Here is a 17904-nt window from a genome sequence, read left to right on the forward strand (position 1 = left end):
TGCATGGTGCACTGCCTGTGCCGGCCTCTTCGCGGGCAAGTCCGCTACCATAGGTGCAGCACCGCTCTCCGGCTTTGCGATATCCCTGTGGGAGCGGGCATGCCCGCGAAAGAGCGGCACAGCTGGCCCATAAATTGCTGTATCACCTGCATCAAGGGCTATCAACGTCGACAGCCCACGCATCTCACGACAACGGCGCCGTGTTGCCCCGCTTGCAAAGCAAGCCAGGCAGCCGGCGCCTTTTTGCGTTTCCCACAGGAGCCCGCCCATGACCAACAGCGAAGTGCGCAGCGTCTGCCCCTACTGCGGCGTCGGTTGCGGCATCGTCATGAGCGTTGCCGATGGCAAGGTCGGCAAGATCGGCGGCGACAAGCTGCACCCCAGCAACTTTGGCCGCCTGTGCACCAAAGGCCTCACCGCACACCTGCCGCTGACCGCCGCCGGACGCATGGAAGATGCCTATGTGCGCCAGCAGCGCAGCGAGCAGCCAGTGCGTACCGGTATCGACCAGGCCATCGCCGCTGCCGCCAGCCGCTTGCTCGGCATCATCGACCAGTACGGCCCGGACGCCGTGGCGCTGTACGTTTCCGGGCAACTTTCGCTGGAGGCCCAGTACCTGGCCAACAAGCTGGCCAAGGGCTTTATCCGCACTCGCCACATCGAGTCCAATTCGCGCCTGTGCATGGCCAGCGCCGGCAGCGGCTACAAGTTGTCGCTCGGTGCCGACGGGCCACCCGGCAGCTACCAGGATTTCGAGCACGCCGACGTATTCCTGGTGATCGGTGCCAACATGGCCGACTGTCACCCGATCCTGTTCCTGCGCCTGCTCGACCGGGTGAGGGCGGGCGCCAAGCTTATCGTCGTCGACCCGCGGCGCAGCGCCACCGCCGATAAGGCCGACCTGTTCCTGCAAGTGCGTCCCGGTAGCGACATGGCCTTGCTCAACGGCCTGCTGTACCTGTTGCAGCGTAACGGCCACACCAACCCCGACTTCATCGCCCGCCACACAGAAGGCTGGGACGAACTACCGGCTTTCCTCGACGACTACACCCCTGAACGCGTGGCCGCCATCACCGGGCTGGCCGAGTCCGACATCATCCGGGCCGCTGAGTGGATCGGCAGCGCCAGCAACTGGATGAGTTGCTGGACCATGGGCCTGAACCAGAGCATCCATGGCACCTGGCACACGAATGCGATCTGCAATCTGCACCTGGCCACGGGCGCCATCTGCCGCCCCGGCAGCGGGCCGTTCTCGCTGACCGGCCAGCCCAATGCCATGGGTGGCCGCGAGATGGGCTACATGGGCCCAGGCCTGCCAGGCCAGCGCTCGGCGCTGGTAGCGCAAGACCGTGCCTTCGTCGAGCAGCAGTGGCAACTGGCACCGGGCAGCCTGCGCAGCGAAGGCGGCGAGGGTACGGTGGCGCTGTTCGAGCAGATGAAAAGTGGCGAAGTGAAGGCCTGCTGGGTTATCTGCAGCAACCCGGTGGCCAGCGTCGCCAACCGTCAGCAAGTGATCGATGGCCTGCGCCAGGCCGAGTTGGTGATTACCCAGGATGCCTTCCTCGACACCGAGACCAACCGCTACGCCGACATCCTCCTGCCGGCCGCGCTGTGGGCCGAAGGCGAGGGTGTGATGATCAACAGCGAGCGCAACCTCACCCTGATGCCACGCGCTGTCGAACCACCCGGGCAGAGCCTGCCTGATTGGCAGATCATCGCCCGGGTCGCCTGCGCCATGGGCTACGCCGACGCCTTCGATTACCCCGATGCCGAAGCGGTGTACGAGGAGCTCCGCCGCTTCCACAACCCGGTGACCGGCTACGATCTGCGTGGCATCGGCTATGCCGAACTGCGCGAACAGCCGCGCCAGTGGCCCTGCGCCCCGGGCCGCGACAACCCGCGCAGCCCGCTGCGATATTGCAACGACGGCAGCAGCCAGGCGCTGCTGCACGATGCCCAGGGCGAGTGCCCGGCGTTGGCCTTCCCGACCGCCAGCGGCAAGGCCCGTTTTTTCGCCCGGCCTTGGTTGCCGGCAGCGGAGCAGCCGGACGCCGATTACCCCATGGTGCTCAATACCGGCCGCGTACAGCACCAGTGGCACACCCTGACCAAGACCGGCAAGGTGCCGGCGCTGAACAAGCTGGAGCCTGGCCCCTTCGTGGAGATCCACCGCGACGATGCCGCCCGTCTGGGCATCGCCGAAAAGGACCAGGTGGCCATCCGCTCCCGCCGTGGGCAGGCCGTGCTGCCCGTGCGAATCAGCGACCGGGTCATGCCGGGCAACTGCTTTGCCCCGTTTCACTGGAACGACCTGGTCGGCGAGCAGCTGGCGATCAACGCCGTGACCTGCGATGCGGTCGACCCGCTGTCGCTGCAGCCGGCGTTCAAGCACTGTGCCGTGACCCTGGAGCGGGTTGCAGGCGAGCGGATCGAAGCCCTTGATCTGAACACTGCCATTCCGCCGACCGCCGCCCTGTCCCGTCTGCTTGGCCTGGACACCCTGCCAGCCCCGGTACTGCCCGATGCTGCGCTGGCGGCGCCACGGCACCAGGTATTGTGGGCCTCGCAGACCGGCAACGGTGAGTTGCTGGCCGAACGCTGTGCCGAGCGCCTGCGTGGTGCCGGCCTCGATGTGCAGCTCAGTTGCATGGACGCGGTCAGCCCGCGTCAGTTGCAGGGCGCCGCCAGCGTGGTGCTGATCGCCAGCACCTTTGGCGATGGCGATGCGCCCGACAGCGCGGCGGCGTTCTGGCACGCCTTGCAGGGGGAGGAGGGCGCCCACTGCGCCGAACTGCGCTATGCCGTACTGGCCCTCGGCGATTCCAGTTACAACCAGTTCTGCGGCTTTGGCCGCAAGCTTGACCAACGTCTGGCCGAACTGGGTGGGCGGCGCCTGCTGCAACGGGTGGACTGCGAGCCGGACTTCGACGACGCCTTCGCCGCCTGGCTCGATACGCTGTTGCCTACGCTGGGCAGTGCCGCTGCACCGCAACCGGTCACCGAGCCTGCGCCCGCGGCGGCTTACAGCAAGCAGCAACCCTGGGCTGCCACCTTGCTGGAAAACCGCCTGCTCAACGGCCCGGGTGCCAGCAAGGAAACCCGTCAACTGGTGTTCGACCTGAGCGGCAGCGGCTTCACCTATGCCGCGGGCGATGCCTTGGGCGTGTGGCCGCGCAACTGCCCGCAGCTGGTCGACGAACTGCTGGCGCTGATGCAGCTCGATAGCCAGACCATGGTCGAGCTGAAAGGCCAGCCCGCCATGCCGCTGACTGAAGCCCTGCAAGCGCACCTGGAGATTGCCAAGGTCACCGCGCAGCAGTTGCAGGCCTTCGCCGGTAATGCCCCGGACCTGCAGCGCCTGGTGCAGCCCGAGTGCAAGGCCGAGCTGCAGGACTGGTTGTGGGGCCGGCAACTGGTCGATGTGTTGCGCGCCTTCCCCCAGCAGTTGCCGCTGGCCAGCTGGCTGGCCCTGCTCAAACCGTTGCAGCCGCGCCTCTATTCGATCAGCTCCAGCTCGCTGGCGCACCCGGAGCAGGTGCACCTGACCGTTTCCACGGTGCGCTATGGCGCGCGCAAAGGTGTGTGTTCAAGCTTCCTTGCCGACCGTGCGCAGGCGCTGAAGGTGGCCATCTTCCCGCAGGTGTCGAAACACTTTCGCCTGCCCGAGGACGACAGCGTGCCGGTGATCATGGTCGGCCCCGGCACCGGCATTGCGCCGTTCAGGGCCTTCCTCGAAGAGCGAGAGGCACGTGGGGCGAAAGGGGCTAACTGGCTGTTCTTCGGCGAGCAGTACGCGGCCACCGATTTCTATTACCAGGAGCAGCTGCAGGCCTGGCAGGCGGCAGGGCATTTGCGCCTGGACACAGCGTTCTCGCGCGACCAGGCCGAGAAGGTCTATGTGCAGCAGCGCATGCTCGAACAGGGCGCGCAGTTGTGGCAATGGCTGGAGGCGGGGGCGTACTTCTATGTGTGTGGCGATGCGCAGCGCATGGCAAGGGATGTGGATGCGGCGTTGCGGGCGATCGTGGCCGAGCATGGCGGCCTGGATGCAGCGGCGGCTGCGGCTTATGTCGAAGCGCTGGGCAGGGCCAAGCGGTATCGGCGGGATGTGTACTGAAGTGCTCCAGGATGGTGATGAATGCACCGGGAATGTGCATGGCTGTGCCGGCCCCTTCGCGGGTAAACCCGCTCCCACAAGAACTGCACAGGTCTGAAAATTGCGCAGATCCCTGTGGGAGCGGGTTTACCCGCGAAGAGGCCGGCACAGGGCAATCCAGTTGGCACACTCCCTGCTTTACCCCAGTTACAACAAAGCCCACTGATCAACGGCGATCAACCCGGGCCCCCTACCGTGATGAATACAGGCAAAGGCGCCTGGAGCTTCGGCTCCAGGCGCTTTTTTTTTGATCGAGGATCGGCTTATGAAGGCAACAGCGAGCAGCGGGCAACGAGAGCGACTGGTCATTGTCGGCAACGGCATGGTCGGCCACCATTGCGTCGAACAACTCATCAGCCGCGGCGCGCTGCAGCGCTTTGAGGTGCACGTGTTCGGCGAAGAGCGCCAACGCGCCTACGACCGCGTGCATCTGTCCGAGTACTTCGGCGGCAGCTGTGCCGAAACCCTGGCCCTGTGCGGGCAGGACTTCTACGGCGCCAACGGTGTTCACCTACATCTCGGTGAAGCGGTGCTGGAAGTCGACCGTGAGCGCGGCGAAGTGGTCACCGCCGAGGGCCGCTACGGCTATGACCACCTGGTGCTGGCCACCGGTTCCTACCCCTTCGTGCCCCCGATCGAAGGTTCCAGCGGCAATGCCCGCCTGGTCTACCGCACCCTCGACGACCTCGACGCCATCCGCGTTGCCGCAGCCAGTGCCCGCCGTGGCGTGGTAGTGGGCGGTGGCCTGCTTGGCCTGGAAGCGGCCAACGCTCTCAAGTCGCTGGGCCTGGAAGCCCACGTGGTGGAATTCGCCCCACGGCTGATGCCGGTGCAGCTGGACGGCGAGGGCGGCGCCGCGCTCAAGGCACAGATCGAAGCGCTGGGCGTTGGTGTACATCTGTCGCGTGCCACCCAGTCGATCAGTGCGGGTGAAGACTACCGCTACCGTATGAACTTCGATGGCGGTGAGCATCTGGAAACCGACCTGGTCGTGTTCTCCGCGGGTATTCGCCCGCAAGATGCCTTGGGCCGCGCCTGTGGCCTGGAGATAGCCGCGCGTGGCGGGGTGGTGATCGACAACCACTGCCGCAGCAGCGACCCACGCATTTTCGCCATCGGTGAGTGCGCCTCGTGGAACGGTAGCGTGTTCGGCCTGGTCGCCCCGGGCTACAGCATGGCGCGTAACCTGGCGGCGCTGCTGATGGGGGAGGCCGCTGGTGAATTCACCGGTGCCGACATGTCGACCAAGCTCAAATTGCTGGGCGTGGATGTTGGCTCCATCGGCGATGCCCATGGCGTCACTCCGGGCGCACGCAGCTACCGCTTCATCGACGAAGCCAACAGTGCCTACCGCCGGCTGGTGGTGGATGCCAGCGGCAAGCACGTGCTCGGTGCGGTGCTGGTCGGCGACAACAGCTACTACGACACCCTGCTGCAGTACGCCCAGAACGGCATCGCCCTGCCGGCCGACCCGGCGGTGCTGATCCTGCCGCAAGGTGGCGGCGCACCGGCTCTGGGCGCCGATGCGCTGCCCGACAGTGCGACCATCTGCTCCTGCCACAACGTCAGCAAGGGTGCAGTCTGCGCCGCCATCGACAGCGGCTGCGGCGACCTTGCCGCAGTCAAGGGCTGCACCAAGGCAGCCACCGGTTGTGGTGGTTGCGCGGCCCTGCTCAAGCAGGTGTTCGAGCACGAGCTGACAGCCCGTGGCGTGGCGGTGGACAAGAGCCTGTGCGAGCACTTCGCATACACCCGCCAGGAGCTGTACGGGCTGGTACGGGTGGAGGGCATCCGCACTTTCAACGAACTGCTCGAGCGCCACGGCAAGGGCCACGTTGGCTGCGACATCTGCAAGCCTGCGGTGGGCAGTATCCTTGCTTCGTGCTGGAACCAGCCGATCATGGAGCCGGCACTGGTGCCGCTGCAGGACACCAACGACACCTTCATGGCCAACATGCAGAAGAACGGTACCTACTCGGTGGTGCCGCGCATCCCCGGTGGTGAAATCACCCCCGACAAGCTCATCGTGATCGGCCAGGTGGCGAAGAAGTACGACCTGTACACCAAGATCACCGGCGGCCAGCGCATCGACCTGTTTGGCGCTCAGTTGCACGAGCTGCCGCTGATCTGGGGCGAGCTGATCGAAGCCGGCTTTGAAACCGGGCATGCCTATGGCAAGTCGACCCGCACGGTGAAGTCGTGCGTCGGCAGCACCTGGTGCCGTTACGGCGTGCAGGACAGCGTTGGCATGGCCCTGCGCCTGGAAGACCGCTACAAAGGCCTGCGCAGCCCGCACAAGCTCAAGTTCGCCGTGTCTGGCTGCACCCGCGAATGCGCCGAGGCACAGAGCAAGGACATCGGCGTGATCGCCACCGACAAGGGCTGGAACCTGTACGTATGCGGCAACGGCGGCATGCGCCCGCGGCACGCCGAACTGTTCGCCACCGACCTCGACGACGAAACCCTGGTTCGCCTGATCGATCGCCTGCTGATGTTCTACATCCGCACCGCCGACAAGCTGCAGCGCACTTCGGTGTGGCGCGAGAACCTGGAGGGTGGGCTGGATTATCTGAAGCAGGTGGTCATCGGCGACAGCCTGGGCCTGGCCAGCGAGCTGGAAGCGCAGATGCAGCATGTGGTCGACCAGTATGAATGCGAGTGGGCCAACGCCCTCAACGACCCCGAGAAGCTCAAGCGCTTCCGTACATTCGTCAACGACCACCGTGCCGACCCGGACGTGCACTTCGTGCGCGAACGCGAACAGCGCCGGCCCGCTGCGCCGCTGCACCTGATCCCAACCGTCGAGGAGGCTGTCTGATGAACCTGTCCAATGCTGCTGTGAAAACCCAAGCGAACTGGCAGGTGGTGTGCCGGGTGGATGACCTGGTGGCGGATTCGGGGGTGGTGGTGTGGTTCGACGGGGCCCAGGTGGCGCTGTTCTACCTGCCGGGGCAGGCACAGCCGCTGTACGCGGTGGACAACCGCGACCCGCGGTCCGGCGCCAACATCATCGGCCGCGGGCTGGTGGGCAGTGTGCAGGGCGAGCTGGTGGTGGCGGCGCCGTTGTACAAGCAGCACTTCAGCCTGCAGAGCGGGGAATGTCTGGAAGATAGCGGGCAGCGCCTGCGGGTGTGGCCGGTGCGCTTGAACGGGGAGGCGGTGGAGTTGGCTGTGGCCTGATGCTCATCAGTTGCCTGCACCGGCCCTTTCGCGGGTGAACCCGCTCCCACAGGGATCTCCACAGTTCTCCAGACCTGTGCATTACCTGTGGGAGCGGGCATGCGGTAAGCTTGAGCCCATGAACCTCGACACCCGCATCAAGTACCGCCACCTGCTGTGTTTCCTGGAGATTGCCCGGCAGGGCAGCCTGGCCAGGGCTGCCGACATCCTGGCAATCAGCCAGCCGGCCATCTCCAAGACCCTCAAGGAACTAGAAGACCTGCTGGAAACGCGCCTGTTCGCGCGTAGCCGCCAGGGCGTCGAGCTGACCCCGGCCGGGACGCGTTTCATGCGTTATGCCGGGCCTAGCGTGCAGGCCCTGCGCGATGGGGTCAGCAGCCTGCGTGGCGAGGCGCGGGCGCCGTCGCAGGTGCGCATCGGTGTGCTGTCCACGGTCGAAGGCCTGCTTATGCCCGAAGTGTTGTGCCGACTGCACCAGCGGCATGAGGCGCTGGTGATCAGTGTGGTGACCGGGGTCAGCGCGCAACTGCTCGGCCAGTTGCGCCTGGGCGAACTGGAGCTGGTGGTCGGGCGCATGACCGACAGCCCTCAGATTCAGGGCCTGTCGTTCGAGCACCTGTACAGCGAGTCGATGAGCCTGGTGGTGCGCCCGGGTCACCCGCTGCTGGCCAGCACACCAGTCGAACGGGGGCAGGTGGGGCGTTACCCGCTGGTGCTGCCGCCAGCCGGCACCACCATCCGCCAACATGCCGACAGCCTGTTCGTGCAATGCGGCATCCAGATGCCGGCGCAGCGCCTGGAAACCCTGTCACTGGCCCTGAGCCGACGCTACCTGCTGGGCAGTGATGCGCTGTGGGTGGCGCCGCGCGATGCGGTGCTGCTCGACCTGCGCCACGGCGAGTTGGTGGAGCTCGACCTGGGCGTGCGCGAACCCGGCGGTTCGGTCGGCATCTGCCGCAATGCCGCCTTGCCGCAGAGCCTGCCGGGGCAGTGGGTGTGCGAAGTGCTGCGCGAGGTGGCAGGGCAGTATCGCGAGGGGGCCTACCCTTGAACCCGCTCCGTCAACAGGGCACTGAGGGCCTTGAGATTGTCGTCGCTCAGGCTGCCGCTGGCTGCCATCAGGCGTAACTGCGCCTGCAGGATGGCATAGCGCTGACGGGCCAGTTGCAGGCGGGTGCGAGTCAACTGCTGCTCGGCATCCAGTACATCGCTGCTGATCCGTGCGCCAGCCTCGAAGGCATGCGTGGTAATGCGCAGGTCACTCTGGCTGGAGCGCAAGGCCTGTTGCAGGGCCTGGTACTGGCTGATCCCGCCGGTCAGGTTGAGGTAGGCCTGGCGGGCCATGAAGTCCGCCTCACGCCGTGCATCTTCCAGCTCATTCTCGGCGGCGCCTTGCAGGGCGCGGGCCTCACGGGTACGGCTTTGGGTGCCGCCACCGGCATACAGGGGCACGCTAAGCTGCACGCCAACCACCGTCTGGGTGTACTTCTCCTCGGGTACGGTCACGTCGTAGAGGCTGCCACCGACCGAAGCAAAGCGGCCATGCGCGGCCACCAGGTCGAGGGTTGGCAGATGGCCGGCCTGTTGTTTGTCCACTTCCTGTTCAGCGATCAGCTGGCGTACTTCGGCCGCCTGCACCTTCAGGTTGTGCTGGCGGGCCTGGTCGGTCCAGGCATCCAGGCGGGCCGGTTGCGGGCCACTGAACGCCACCTGGTCATCAAGCCTGGCCAGCTCGCCCGGCGTACTGCCGGTCAGCCTGGCCAGCGCCTGCTGGTTGAGGCGCAAGGCATTGTCGGCGGCAATCTGCTCGGCCTGCGCCAGGTCGTAACGGGCCTGGATGCGCTGCACCTCGTTCTCGGTGCCCGATCCCTCGCGGCGGAAGCGCTGCGCCTTGTCCAGTTGCTGGCCCAGGGTGTGCACCTGCTGGCGACTGGTGGCCAACTGGTCTTCGGCCAGCAACAGTTCGAAGTAGGCGTCGGCCACGCGCAGCATCAGGTCCTGGCGCGCAGCGAGCAGGTCGATTTCACCGGCCGTGGCCAGGGCCTTGCCTTGTTCATGGCCGATGACGTCCTGCCAGCGCAGCAGGGGCTGGATCAATACCAGCGCATAGGCATTGGAGTTGTCGCGTTTGCGGTTGGCAGCGCCGCTGTTCTCGCGGTCGACCCAGGCCGCGCCGCTTTCCAGGGACAGGTGCGGCAGTAGCTTGGCCAGCCCCTGTGGGGCCTTTTGTGCAGCTGCCTGCTGGCGTTGCTGGGCGGCGGCGTAGGCCATGTCATGCCCCAGGGCCTGCTGGTAGGTCTGGTACAGGTCGCGGGCCTGGACCGAGCTGGCGCAAGCCAGCGCCAGGCCCAGCACGGCTAGGCGGGTTCGTGTGCTTTGTCCGAACACGTCACGGACTCCTTTGCAAGTGAGGGCTTGGGTTGGCGGGGGTTGCGCATCAGCAGCACCATGGGCACGCCGATCAGCATCACCGCACCGAGCAGGCCGAAGAGCATGCTGAAGCCGAGCATCTGTGCCTGCTCCCGGGCCTGGATGAAGGCCAGCACGGCGTTGGCCTGGTCGGCACCGAGCAGGTCGGTGGAGAGCCGTCGCGGGTCGAGGTTGGCCAGGTCCCAGCCGCTGGCGAGCAGGCGGTTTTCGTCGACATGCTCGGAAAGCTGCCGATAACGCGCCCAGGAGAAGCGCGTGAGCAGGGTGGCGGCGATGGCGATGCCCACGCTGCCACCCAACTGGCGCATCAGGTTGAGCACGCCGGAGCCCATCGAAATCAGCTGCGCTGGCAGTTGGCGCATGGCCAGGTTGGTCAGTGGCACGAAGATCATGCCCAGGCCGAAGCCACGGATGATCAGTGGCCAGTACAGGGTGTCGGGGTTGCTTTGCAGGGTGAACTGGGTATGCAGGTACATGGCGTAGCCGTAGACCAGGATGCCCACACAAATGAAGTAGCGTTCATCGATGCGGTTTTCTTGCGACAGCTTGCCGATCACCAAGGTGCTGACCGCACTGGCCAAGGCGCCGGGGAAGATCACCAGGCCACTCTGGTAGGCGCTTTGTTCGAGCAGCGTCTGCAGCAGCAGGGGCACCATGAACAGTGTGCTGTACAGGCCAAAACCGACGCAGAAGGCGCAGACCGAGCCCAGCAGGAACTCGCGGTTGTTGAATAGCGCCAGGTTGACGATCGGGTTGGCCACCCGTCGCTCCCAGTAGCAGAACCCCATCAGGCCAAGCAGCGCCAGCGCCAGGCACAGCAGGCTCAGGTCTGACTCCAGCCAGTCCCAGTGCTCGCCGCGCTCCAGCAGGATCTGCAAGCTGCCGACGCCGATTGCGAGCAGCACGAAGCCCAGGTAGTCGATACTTTGCGGGCGTCGTTCGTTGGGCGAATCGCCCACACACAGCCAGGCCAGCAGCAGGGCCAGCGCACCGATCGGCAGGTTGATCAGGAAGATCCAGTGCCAGGAGAACTCGTCGATCAGGTAACCGCCCACCGACGGGCCAAGGGTTGGTCCCATCATCACCCCGACGCCGTACAAGGCCAGGCCGGCGCTGACCTTTTCCTTGGGGAACACGTCGTAGATGATCGCCTGCGAGATACCCAGCAAACCGCCTCCGGCCAGGCCCTGCACCACCCGCCACAGCACCATCTGCCACAGCTCCTGCGACAGCGCGCAACCGAGCGAGGCCAGCACGAACAGCGCCGACGACACCAGGTAGTAGCGGCGTCGGCCAAACCAGGCCGACAGCCAACCGCTGGCAGGCAGGATCACCACGTTGGCGACGATATAGCCGGTCGAGACCCAGGAAATTTCGTCCACCGACGCGCCGAAACTGCCCATCATGCTAGGGATAGCGACGTTGACGATGGTGACGTCGAGCAGCTCCATCATCGAGATCAGGGTGACTGTCACGGCCACCAGCCAGGGAGACTTCATAGTGGCTGCCCGCTGTCGCGGGTATCTACCTCGACGAACACGCTCATGCCCTGGCTAAGCGCCTGTTGCATGGCGGTTGGCAACTGGCGGAACTCGATGCGCGCCTGGATGCGCTGCACTACCTTGGTGAAGTTGCCAGTGGCGTTTTCCTGCGGTAGCAGCGAGAAGCGGGCGCCAGTGGCCGGCACCAGGCTATGCACCACGCCCTCGAACTGCTGCCCGGGAAAGGCATCGACGCTGATGCGTGCCGGTTGGCCGACGCGAACCCGGCTGATCTGGGTTTCCTTGAAGTTGGCCACCACCCATATGTGCTCGGTGCTGACCAGGCTCAACAGCTTTTGCCCGGCGACCACGAATTGTCCGGGTTGCACATCCTTGTGCACGATCACCCCACCCTGTGGGGATGCCTGCCGGGTGTCCTGCAGTTCAATGCGGGCCAGTGCCAGTGCTGATTCAGCGGCCTTGATCCGGTACTCTTCAACCTTCAGCGCCGCCTGGTTGGCCAAGGTACCTTCGCGGGCTGCCGTGGAGTTGTCGCGGGCTGCCTGCAACTGGTGGTTCAGGGCGTTGAAGCGGGCCCGCGCAGCTTCCAGGTCCTGGGTGCTGACCACCCCCTGGTTTGCCAGGCGTTGCGTGCGTTGGTAGTCGCTGCGGGCTTGCTCGACATTGGCCACCAGCTGGCCGATGGTGGCCTGTGCTGCCTGGCTGCGCGCTGCTGCACTACGCACCTGGCTGTCCATAAGGCCGGGCATGCCGCCTTGCCCGGTGGCCACCAGCGCGCCCAGGTAATTGGCCCGGGCTTGTTCAAGCCGCTGCTGGTATTCATCCTCGCGCACCTGGAACAGCAGGTCGCCTTTGTTCACCCGCGTGTTCTCGTGCACAGGCACCTGTACTACCACGCCGCTCAGCCGGGCCCGAATGGGGATGATCACGCCTTCCACCTCGGCGTTGTCGGTGCTGACGTACTGCCTCGCGTATTGCCAGCGTTGCAGCCCGAGTACTGCCAGGCCTGCGATGACCAGCGTCGATACTGCCAACTTGGCGTACTTGCCTTTCACCATGTCACACGCTCTCGTCCTTGTCGTTGTGGGCCATTACCCCTTGCCTGCGGTGGGCGCAGGCAAGGGGTAATGCTCAGCTGGTTGCTGCCACACACGTGGCCTGCGCGGTAGCGCGCTGATGCAGTTGCTCCAGCACGCCATCCCACAGCACGGTGCGGGCCACCAGCGCTTCGGCGGCGCTTTTCGCCAGGACCTGCTGTTGCTCCGGTTCGTTGACGATCTCGGTGATGATGCGTTTGGCCGCCGGACCGTGATCGTCGCCGTCCATTTCGATGTGGCGCTTGAGGTAGTAGGTGAGCATCGGCACGCTGGTTTCATCGATGGCCCAGCGTTGCAACAGGCCGCTGAACATGTCCGGGATGATGTCTTCGCGACCGAAGAAGAAGTACGCCAGCACCTGCTCGGTCGAGCCGTGCAGGGCAACCTCCAGGGTTTTGCTGACGAATACCTTGGCCGGCAACGGGATGTCGACATTGGTCAACGCCTGGGCCAGCGGCACGCCCGCTTGCAGCAGCGCCTGGAACTGACGGAACGGGCCGGTGTCGGCGCCAATTTCGTCCATCGCGCTAAGGTACAGGTCCAGGTGGCTTATGAAGCCGCCGTCAGGGTGTTCGTCGGTTTCCTCGCCGGTTACGATCTCGTTGATCAGTCGCGCGGCAATGATGTGCCGGGGCGGCAGCCAGGGCAGGGTGACGCAGGTAAGGTCGCGCTGGATGCGCTTGAGCAGCGTCATGAAATCCCACACGGCAAAGACGTGGTTCTCCATCAGCAGGCGTACGTCATCCAGGGTGCTGATGCGGGCGAACAGCGGGTGTGCCAGCAGGGTGCGGCGTTCGTTTTCAATCAGTTCATCTACGTCAAAAGACATACTCGGCTCCTTGAGTGTGGGGGGCTCACCGGGCAGTGAATCACTGCCTGGGGCTACCAGGCGGTGGCATCGTTTGCCAGGCGCCGGCATAGGGGAAACGTGCCTTGCAGTAGCGCAAGGCTCCGAAGAAACGCGGTTCGATCAGCGCCTGGCGGCCTTCATACCAACCGCTGGCGAGCAGTTGGCGGTGCAGGCGCGGCAGGCGCCAGCACGGCACCCGTGGATACAGGTGGTGCTCCAGGTGGTAATTGGAACCCAGGTGCAACAGGGTGCTCAGGCCGGCGGTACGCGAGCGGGCCACTGGCAGCGCGACACTGGCCTCGAAGGCATGCTCCTGGTAGGCGTTCAGGGCAGAAATCAACAAAGCCAGCAGCAGGCAGCCCGCCACGGCGGGCAGCAGCAACGGCCACTTTGCCGCCAGCAGCAGCCACAATGCCGGCCACAACAGCTGACAGGCCAGGTTGGCTCTGGCCAGCAAGCGGATCTGCCGGTCCGGCAGTGGCAGCGTGCCGCTTACCTTGGCGCCGGGCAGGGCCAGGCGCACGGTTTGCAGCAGGTACCAGGCGGTGGCATGCAGGCGCGACACCAGCAGCCGGGTAACTGCCAGGCGATAGCGCCGCAACAGGCGCCAGTCCGGGTCCTTTGGGCTGCCGTTGTAGCGATGGTGCTGCCAGTGGTCGACGAAGTAGCCAGTGACGCAGAAGCCCGTGAGCATCGAGCTCAGCAGCACCGCCAGCAGGCAGCTGTACAGGCGGTTGTCGCTGAGGTTGAAGTGGAAGCCTTCGTGGCCCAGGATTCCCTGCAGGAACAGGCCGTAGCCCGCCAGTAGCAGCAGCGGCAAAGCCAGCGGCCATGCCTGTGGTGCCTGGTCGAGGATGGCCACCAGTAGAACCAGCGGTGCGGCGAACAGCAGCAACGCATACCCGACCACCAAGGTGGTTTCCAACGCCGACGGCTTGAGCAGGCTGCGCTCCAGGCGTAGCGTGGGCTTGTCCAGTGCCAGTTGCGTCATCGGCCTGGCCTCAGTCGATCAGTTCGGGTTTGAGCGACAGCTGCCCGGCCTTGCTCAGGCTGCGCAGGCGCAAACCGATGAAGGCATCGACCAGGCTGGGCAGCCAACGCGCGGTGTACATGGCCACGCTGCCGAGGAAGGTCAGGCCGCGGTTGCGCAGGCCATGCTGGGTGCAGGCTCGTACCAGGCCATTGCTGGCGTCATCGAGCTTTTCCTCCAGCGACAGCACCACGCGCTCGCCGCGCTTGAAGCTGACCAGTCGCTTGACCGACAGACCGACCCGTTCAGCCGGGTCGTGAATGGCGGTATCGATGAACCCGGGGAACACCGTGACCACGTCCAGCTGCCCGGGGTACTGCATGCGCAGCACATCCGAATAGGCGCTCATGGCTCGCTTGCTGGTGGCATAGGCGGCGACGTAGGGCGCGTTGACCAGGGCGAACAGCGAAGACACGTTGACCACCTTGCCACGCTTGCGCAGCAGCGCCGGCAAGAACCGCGAGGTCAGTTGCCAGGGCGCCAGCAGGTTGACTTCCAGGGCACGGCGCACGTCATCGTTCACCCCTGTTTCGCCCCGTTCCAGGGTCAGCACCCCGGCATTGTTGATCAGGATGTCGATGTCGCCGAAGCGCTCCAGGATCGAGGCGGCAGCTTCGTCCAGACGCTCGCGATCGCACAGGTCGAGCAGGTAGTAGGCATCGAAGTTCAGTGCCATGTGCGGCTCGAGCCGGTCAATGCCGATTACGGTTGCCCCTTGGCGCTTGAGCTTGCGCGCGGTTTCCAGGCCAAGGCCGCGTGCCGCGCCGGTAATGACGACGATCTTGTTGAGCAGTTTCACAGGGTGACTCCATTGGCAATGCTGAAGGTGGCGCCTTGCAGGTAGCGGTCGAGGTTGGCCGTCATGCTGAAACGCCCGGGAGGGTGGAACTGCAGGCCACGGGTACTGGCCAGCCAGTCGCAGCCCAGGTTCGAGCGGATGAAGGCCAGGCCCCCGAGCATCTGGTGGGCCAGGTCGGACGCGCTGGCCAGTTGCTGCTCGATGCCGTAGCGGGTCAGCAGCAGGCGCGCCAGCAAGTCATCGGCGTTGCCTTGCAGGTGTTCCACTTCGTGCGCCAGGCCTTCCAGCGCGCTCAGGCACAGTTGCAGTTGGCAGGCCAACTGCACGCGCTGCTGGTCGCTCCAGCGGCGCTCGTCGATCGCCCGTTCCACCAGGCCCATGCAGGCGCCCAGGTAGCTGGCGCTGATCAGCAACTCGAACCAGATGAAACCGATGGTCTGCACGTCGCCCAACTGCGACTTCAGCCCGGCGGAGAAGATCATCTTGTCGCTGACGTAGACATCCTCCAGGCGAAGTTCCAGGCTCTGCGCCGCGGCCAAGGCGCTGTTGCCCCAGAATGGGTGATGGCTGATGCCCGGGGCGGTCGCGGGGATGAGCGCGATCATCAGTTCCTCGCCGTCCTCGCTGGTGCGGCTGTAGCTGGCGGTCAGCAGGTCCATCGAGCTGCTAAGGCTGCACGGTTGCTTGCTGCCGCTCAGGCGTACACCGTCGGCCAGTTGCACGGCTTCCATGCCGGCATCGAGGATGCCGCCACCAGGTACGCCTTCGGCGAAGCCCGAAGCCAGCAGCAGACGTTGCCGGGCGATAGCCGACAACAGCAGGCCTTCGGCGCCTGCACCATTGGCGGCAACGGCGACCAGGCTGGCCACGGAAAACTGGTGCATGGTGCTGGCCACAGCTAGCGAGGGCGATAACGCACCGAGGGCAAGCTGTACCTGCAGCGCTTCGCGTGCGCTGGCGCCCAGGCCACCGCCAGCCTTTGGCACCAGCAAGGCAACCGGGCCGGTATGCTTGAACCAGTCCACCACCGGGCTGTCCGCGGCTTCGCGCTGTTCGAAGGGCAGCTCCGTCAGCAGGTCGGCAAAACCTGGGGCAAAGCGCTGCAGGGTTTGCCTGGCGTTGTGCAGGAGTGACAAGGGCATGGCATCAATCCTTGATCTGGCTGTTCGGGAACAGGCCATGGATGATGGCGCTGATGTTGTCGCGGATCGCTTGTCGGGCGACCGGGTCCAGCATGTCGGCCAGCATCGGCAGGCCCAGGTCGAAGCAGGAACGGAAGGCAATGCTGGCGCCTTCGGCGGTTTCGCTGACTTGCCAGGAACCGGAGAAGTGGTCGATGTCGCCAGCGGTCTGGCGGAAATGAATATGCAGGTTGGCCGGGTCGAACACGTCACGTTCCTGCCATTTGAGAATGCCGCTGTGGAAGTTCACCTCCCAGTTGCTCAGCACCTCGTGTTCATGGATCGCTTCGATCTCGATATTGCGCACCGACTCGCACAGCTGCGGATAGATGCTGAAGTTGCTGATGGCGGCGTAGACCTGTTCGGCACTCTGGCTGGGAACATGGGCGTTCAGGCTGACTTCTTTCATTTCGGTGTCCTATTCAAAGGTGCTTGCGAGGGCGCGGGCGAAACCGCCGAGCAGCCATTCAACGTCGCTGTCGCTGTACAGGGCGGGCGGTGTCAGGCGGATTACCCGGTGATCGTTGAGTGAGTGGTTGACCACGATGCGTTGGTCGATCAGGTGCATGACCATGTTTGCCGCCAGCCCGGCATCGACGAACTCCAGGCCCAGCAACAGGCCGGCACTACGCAGCTGTACCTGGCCGCCGCGCGGGTGTTGGCGCAGCACGCTCTGCAGGCCCTGGCGCAGGCGTTGCCCCAAGGCTTCGGCGCGCTCCACCAGCTGTTCGCGCTGCATCACCTGCAATGTCGCCATTACCGCGGCCATGGCCAGCGGGTTGGCGCCGAAGGTGGAGGTGTGCATCAACGGGTTGCGATTGAGCGGTGCCTGCATGTCGGCCGTGCAAACCATGGCGCTGACTGGCACGCAGCCGCCGGACAGGCTTTTGCCGACCAGCAGGATGTCCGGTACCACGCCCTCGTGCTCGCAGGCCCACCAACGGCCGGTACGGCCCATGCCAGACTGGATTTCATCGGCAATCAGCACCGCTCCGTATTGGTCGCAGAGTTTGCGCACCTGCTGCAGGTAGCCGGCCGCAGGCACTATTACCCCGGCTTCGGCCTGCACCGGCTCGAGGATCACGCAGGCGCGTTCGGGCTGCGCCTGTAACTGCAGGCGCAACGCATCGACATCACCGAATGGCACGAAATGGCTGTCGCCCAGGCGGTCGGCGAACGGTGAGCGATACAGTGCACGGCCAGTGACCGCCAGCGCGCCAAGGGTCTTGCCGTGGTATCCACCCAGGGTCGAGATCACCTGTTGGCAACCGTTGAGCCAGGCCAGTTTCAGTGCTGCCTCGGTGGCTTCGGTGCCGGAGTTGCAGAAATACACATACTGCAGGGGCGCCGGGCATACCGCGGCCAGGGCTGCAGCGGCCTGTGCCTGGAACGGGTTGAGCATCAGCTTGCTGGCCATCGGGTGGCTGTGCAGCTGTTGGCTGACCTTCTCGACTACCTGTGGGTGCGAATGCCCGAGCAGGAACACGCCGTAGCCGCCGGCATCCAGGTAGCGGTTGCCGTCCATGTCGAACAGGTAGACGCCTTCGCCAGCCACTTCGATCGGCAGGTTCATCATCGACGCAAGGCGCGCATAGCCGGCATTGACATGGTCACGGTACTGGGCGCGCACGCGCTCGGCGTCGAGCCCTTCGGGCAGGGGAATGAAGCTGTTCATCGTC

13 protein-coding genes are annotated in these 17904 nt (G+C 65.2%); 4 read left to right on the forward strand and 9 right to left on the reverse strand.

What is annotated here, in order from left to right:
- Positions 1 to 268: 268 nt before the first annotated feature.
- The 4 genes from CAY82_RS12515 (at position 269) to pcaQ (ending at position 8387) form a co-directional block, all read left to right on the forward strand.
- Entirely contained in the window at positions 269 to 4117 is a 3849-nt protein-coding gene (locus tag CAY82_RS12515) for a bifunctional nitrate reductase/sulfite reductase flavoprotein subunit alpha (protein ID WP_087501477.1), read from the forward strand.
- 304 nt (positions 4118 to 4421) lie between these two features.
- Entirely contained in the window at positions 4422 to 6974 is a 2553-nt protein-coding gene (nirB, locus tag CAY82_RS12525) for a nitrite reductase large subunit NirB (protein WP_087501479.1), read from the forward strand.
- Complete coding sequence (nirD, locus tag CAY82_RS12530; RefSeq protein WP_087501480.1) at positions 6974 to 7336, forward strand: nitrite reductase small subunit NirD; 363 nt, start codon at positions 6974 to 6976, stop codon at positions 7334 to 7336. The genes nirB and nirD overlap by 1 nt, the downstream gene beginning before the upstream one ends.
- Before the next feature lie 118 nt (positions 7337 to 7454).
- On the forward strand, positions 7455 to 8387 hold the full coding sequence (pcaQ, locus tag CAY82_RS12535) for a pca operon transcription factor PcaQ (RefSeq protein WP_087501481.1): 933 nt from the start codon (positions 7455 to 7457) through the stop codon (positions 8385 to 8387).
- Here the strand turns inward: pcaQ and CAY82_RS12540 are convergent.
- From CAY82_RS12540 to CAY82_RS12580, 9 genes are all read right to left on the reverse strand, one after another.
- Positions 8378 to 9724 carry a TolC family outer membrane protein gene (locus CAY82_RS12540; protein WP_087501482.1) on the reverse strand — a complete coding sequence of 449 codons (1347 nt, stop codon included), beginning with the start codon at positions 9722 to 9724 and terminating at the stop codon, positions 8378 to 8380. The genes pcaQ and CAY82_RS12540 overlap by 10 nt on opposite strands.
- Positions 9694 to 11265 (reverse strand): DHA2 family efflux MFS transporter permease subunit, encoded by a 1572-nt coding sequence (locus CAY82_RS12545; protein WP_087501483.1) that lies wholly within the window; start codon positions 11263 to 11265, stop codon positions 9694 to 9696. Before CAY82_RS12545 ends, CAY82_RS12540 begins: the two co-directional genes overlap by 31 nt.
- Positions 11262 to 12326, reverse strand: a complete 1065-nt coding sequence (locus tag CAY82_RS12550) for an HlyD family secretion protein (RefSeq protein WP_087501484.1) — start codon at positions 12324 to 12326, stop codon at positions 11262 to 11264. Before CAY82_RS12550 ends, CAY82_RS12545 begins: the two co-directional genes overlap by 4 nt.
- 73 nt (positions 12327 to 12399) lie before the next feature.
- Complete coding sequence (locus tag CAY82_RS12555) at positions 12400 to 13194, reverse strand: DUF3050 domain-containing protein (protein ID WP_087501485.1); 795 nt, start codon at positions 13192 to 13194, stop codon at positions 12400 to 12402.
- 40 nt (positions 13195 to 13234) lie between these two features.
- Positions 13235 to 14206: a fatty acid desaturase gene (locus tag CAY82_RS12560; protein WP_087501486.1), complete on the reverse strand. Its 972-nt coding sequence runs from the start codon at positions 14204 to 14206 to the stop codon at positions 13235 to 13237.
- Positions 14207 to 14216: 10 nt separating this feature from the next.
- A complete protein-coding gene (locus tag CAY82_RS12565) occupies positions 14217 to 15044 on the reverse strand; it encodes an SDR family oxidoreductase (protein ID WP_087501487.1) in 828 nt (275 codons plus the stop codon).
- Positions 15041 to 16186: an acyl-CoA dehydrogenase family protein gene (locus CAY82_RS12570; RefSeq protein ID WP_087501488.1), complete on the reverse strand. Its 1146-nt coding sequence runs from the start codon at positions 16184 to 16186 to the stop codon at positions 15041 to 15043. Before CAY82_RS12570 ends, CAY82_RS12565 begins: the two co-directional genes overlap by 4 nt.
- Before the next feature lie 4 nt (positions 16187 to 16190).
- Positions 16191 to 16634, reverse strand: coding sequence for a type II toxin-antitoxin system RatA family toxin (locus tag CAY82_RS12575; RefSeq protein WP_087501489.1), 444 nt, complete (start codon positions 16632 to 16634; stop codon positions 16191 to 16193).
- A 9-nt stretch (positions 16635 to 16643) separates the two neighbouring features.
- Complete coding sequence (locus CAY82_RS12580; RefSeq protein ID WP_087501490.1) at positions 16644 to 17900, reverse strand: aspartate aminotransferase family protein; 1257 nt, start codon at positions 17898 to 17900, stop codon at positions 16644 to 16646.
- Positions 17901 to 17904: the final 4 nt, after the last annotated feature.

It is taken from the genome of Pseudomonas sp. SID14000 (genome assembly GCF_002165135.1).
Classification (GTDB): Bacteria; Pseudomonadota; Gammaproteobacteria; order Pseudomonadales; family Pseudomonadaceae; genus Aquipseudomonas.

Bases quoted from the DNA above. Each gene is read 5' to 3' on its own strand.
- CAY82_RS12515 (WP_087501477.1), top strand. From the start codon at position 269: ATGACCAACAGCGAAGTGCGCAGCGTCTGCCCCTACTGCGGCGTCGGT.
- nirB (WP_087501479.1), top strand. From the start codon at position 4,422: ATGAAGGCAACAGCGAGCAGCGGGCAACGAGAGCGACTGGTCATTGTC.
- nirD (WP_087501480.1), top strand. From the start codon at position 6,974: ATGAACCTGTCCAATGCTGCTGTGAAAACCCAAGCGAACTGGCAGGTG.
- pcaQ (WP_087501481.1), top strand. From the start codon at position 7,455: ATGAACCTCGACACCCGCATCAAGTACCGCCACCTGCTGTGTTTCCTG.
- CAY82_RS12545 (WP_087501483.1), bottom strand. From the start codon at position 11,265: ATGAAGTCTCCCTGGCTGGTGGCCGTGACAGTCACCCTGATCTCGATG.
- CAY82_RS12550 (WP_087501484.1), bottom strand. From the start codon at position 12,326: ATGGTGAAAGGCAAGTACGCCAAGTTGGCAGTATCGACGCTGGTCATC.
- CAY82_RS12555 (WP_087501485.1), bottom strand. From the start codon at position 13,194: ATGTCTTTTGACGTAGATGAACTGATTGAAAACGAACGCCGCACCCTG.
- CAY82_RS12560 (WP_087501486.1), bottom strand. From the start codon at position 14,206: ATGACGCAACTGGCACTGGACAAGCCCACGCTACGCCTGGAGCGCAGC.
- CAY82_RS12570 (WP_087501488.1), bottom strand. From the start codon at position 16,186: ATGCCCTTGTCACTCCTGCACAACGCCAGGCAAACCCTGCAGCGCTTT.
- CAY82_RS12575 (WP_087501489.1), bottom strand. From the start codon at position 16,634: ATGAAAGAAGTCAGCCTGAACGCCCATGTTCCCAGCCAGAGTGCCGAA.
- CAY82_RS12580 (WP_087501490.1), bottom strand. From the start codon at position 17,900: ATGAACAGCTTCATTCCCCTGCCCGAAGGGCTCGACGCCGAGCGCGTG.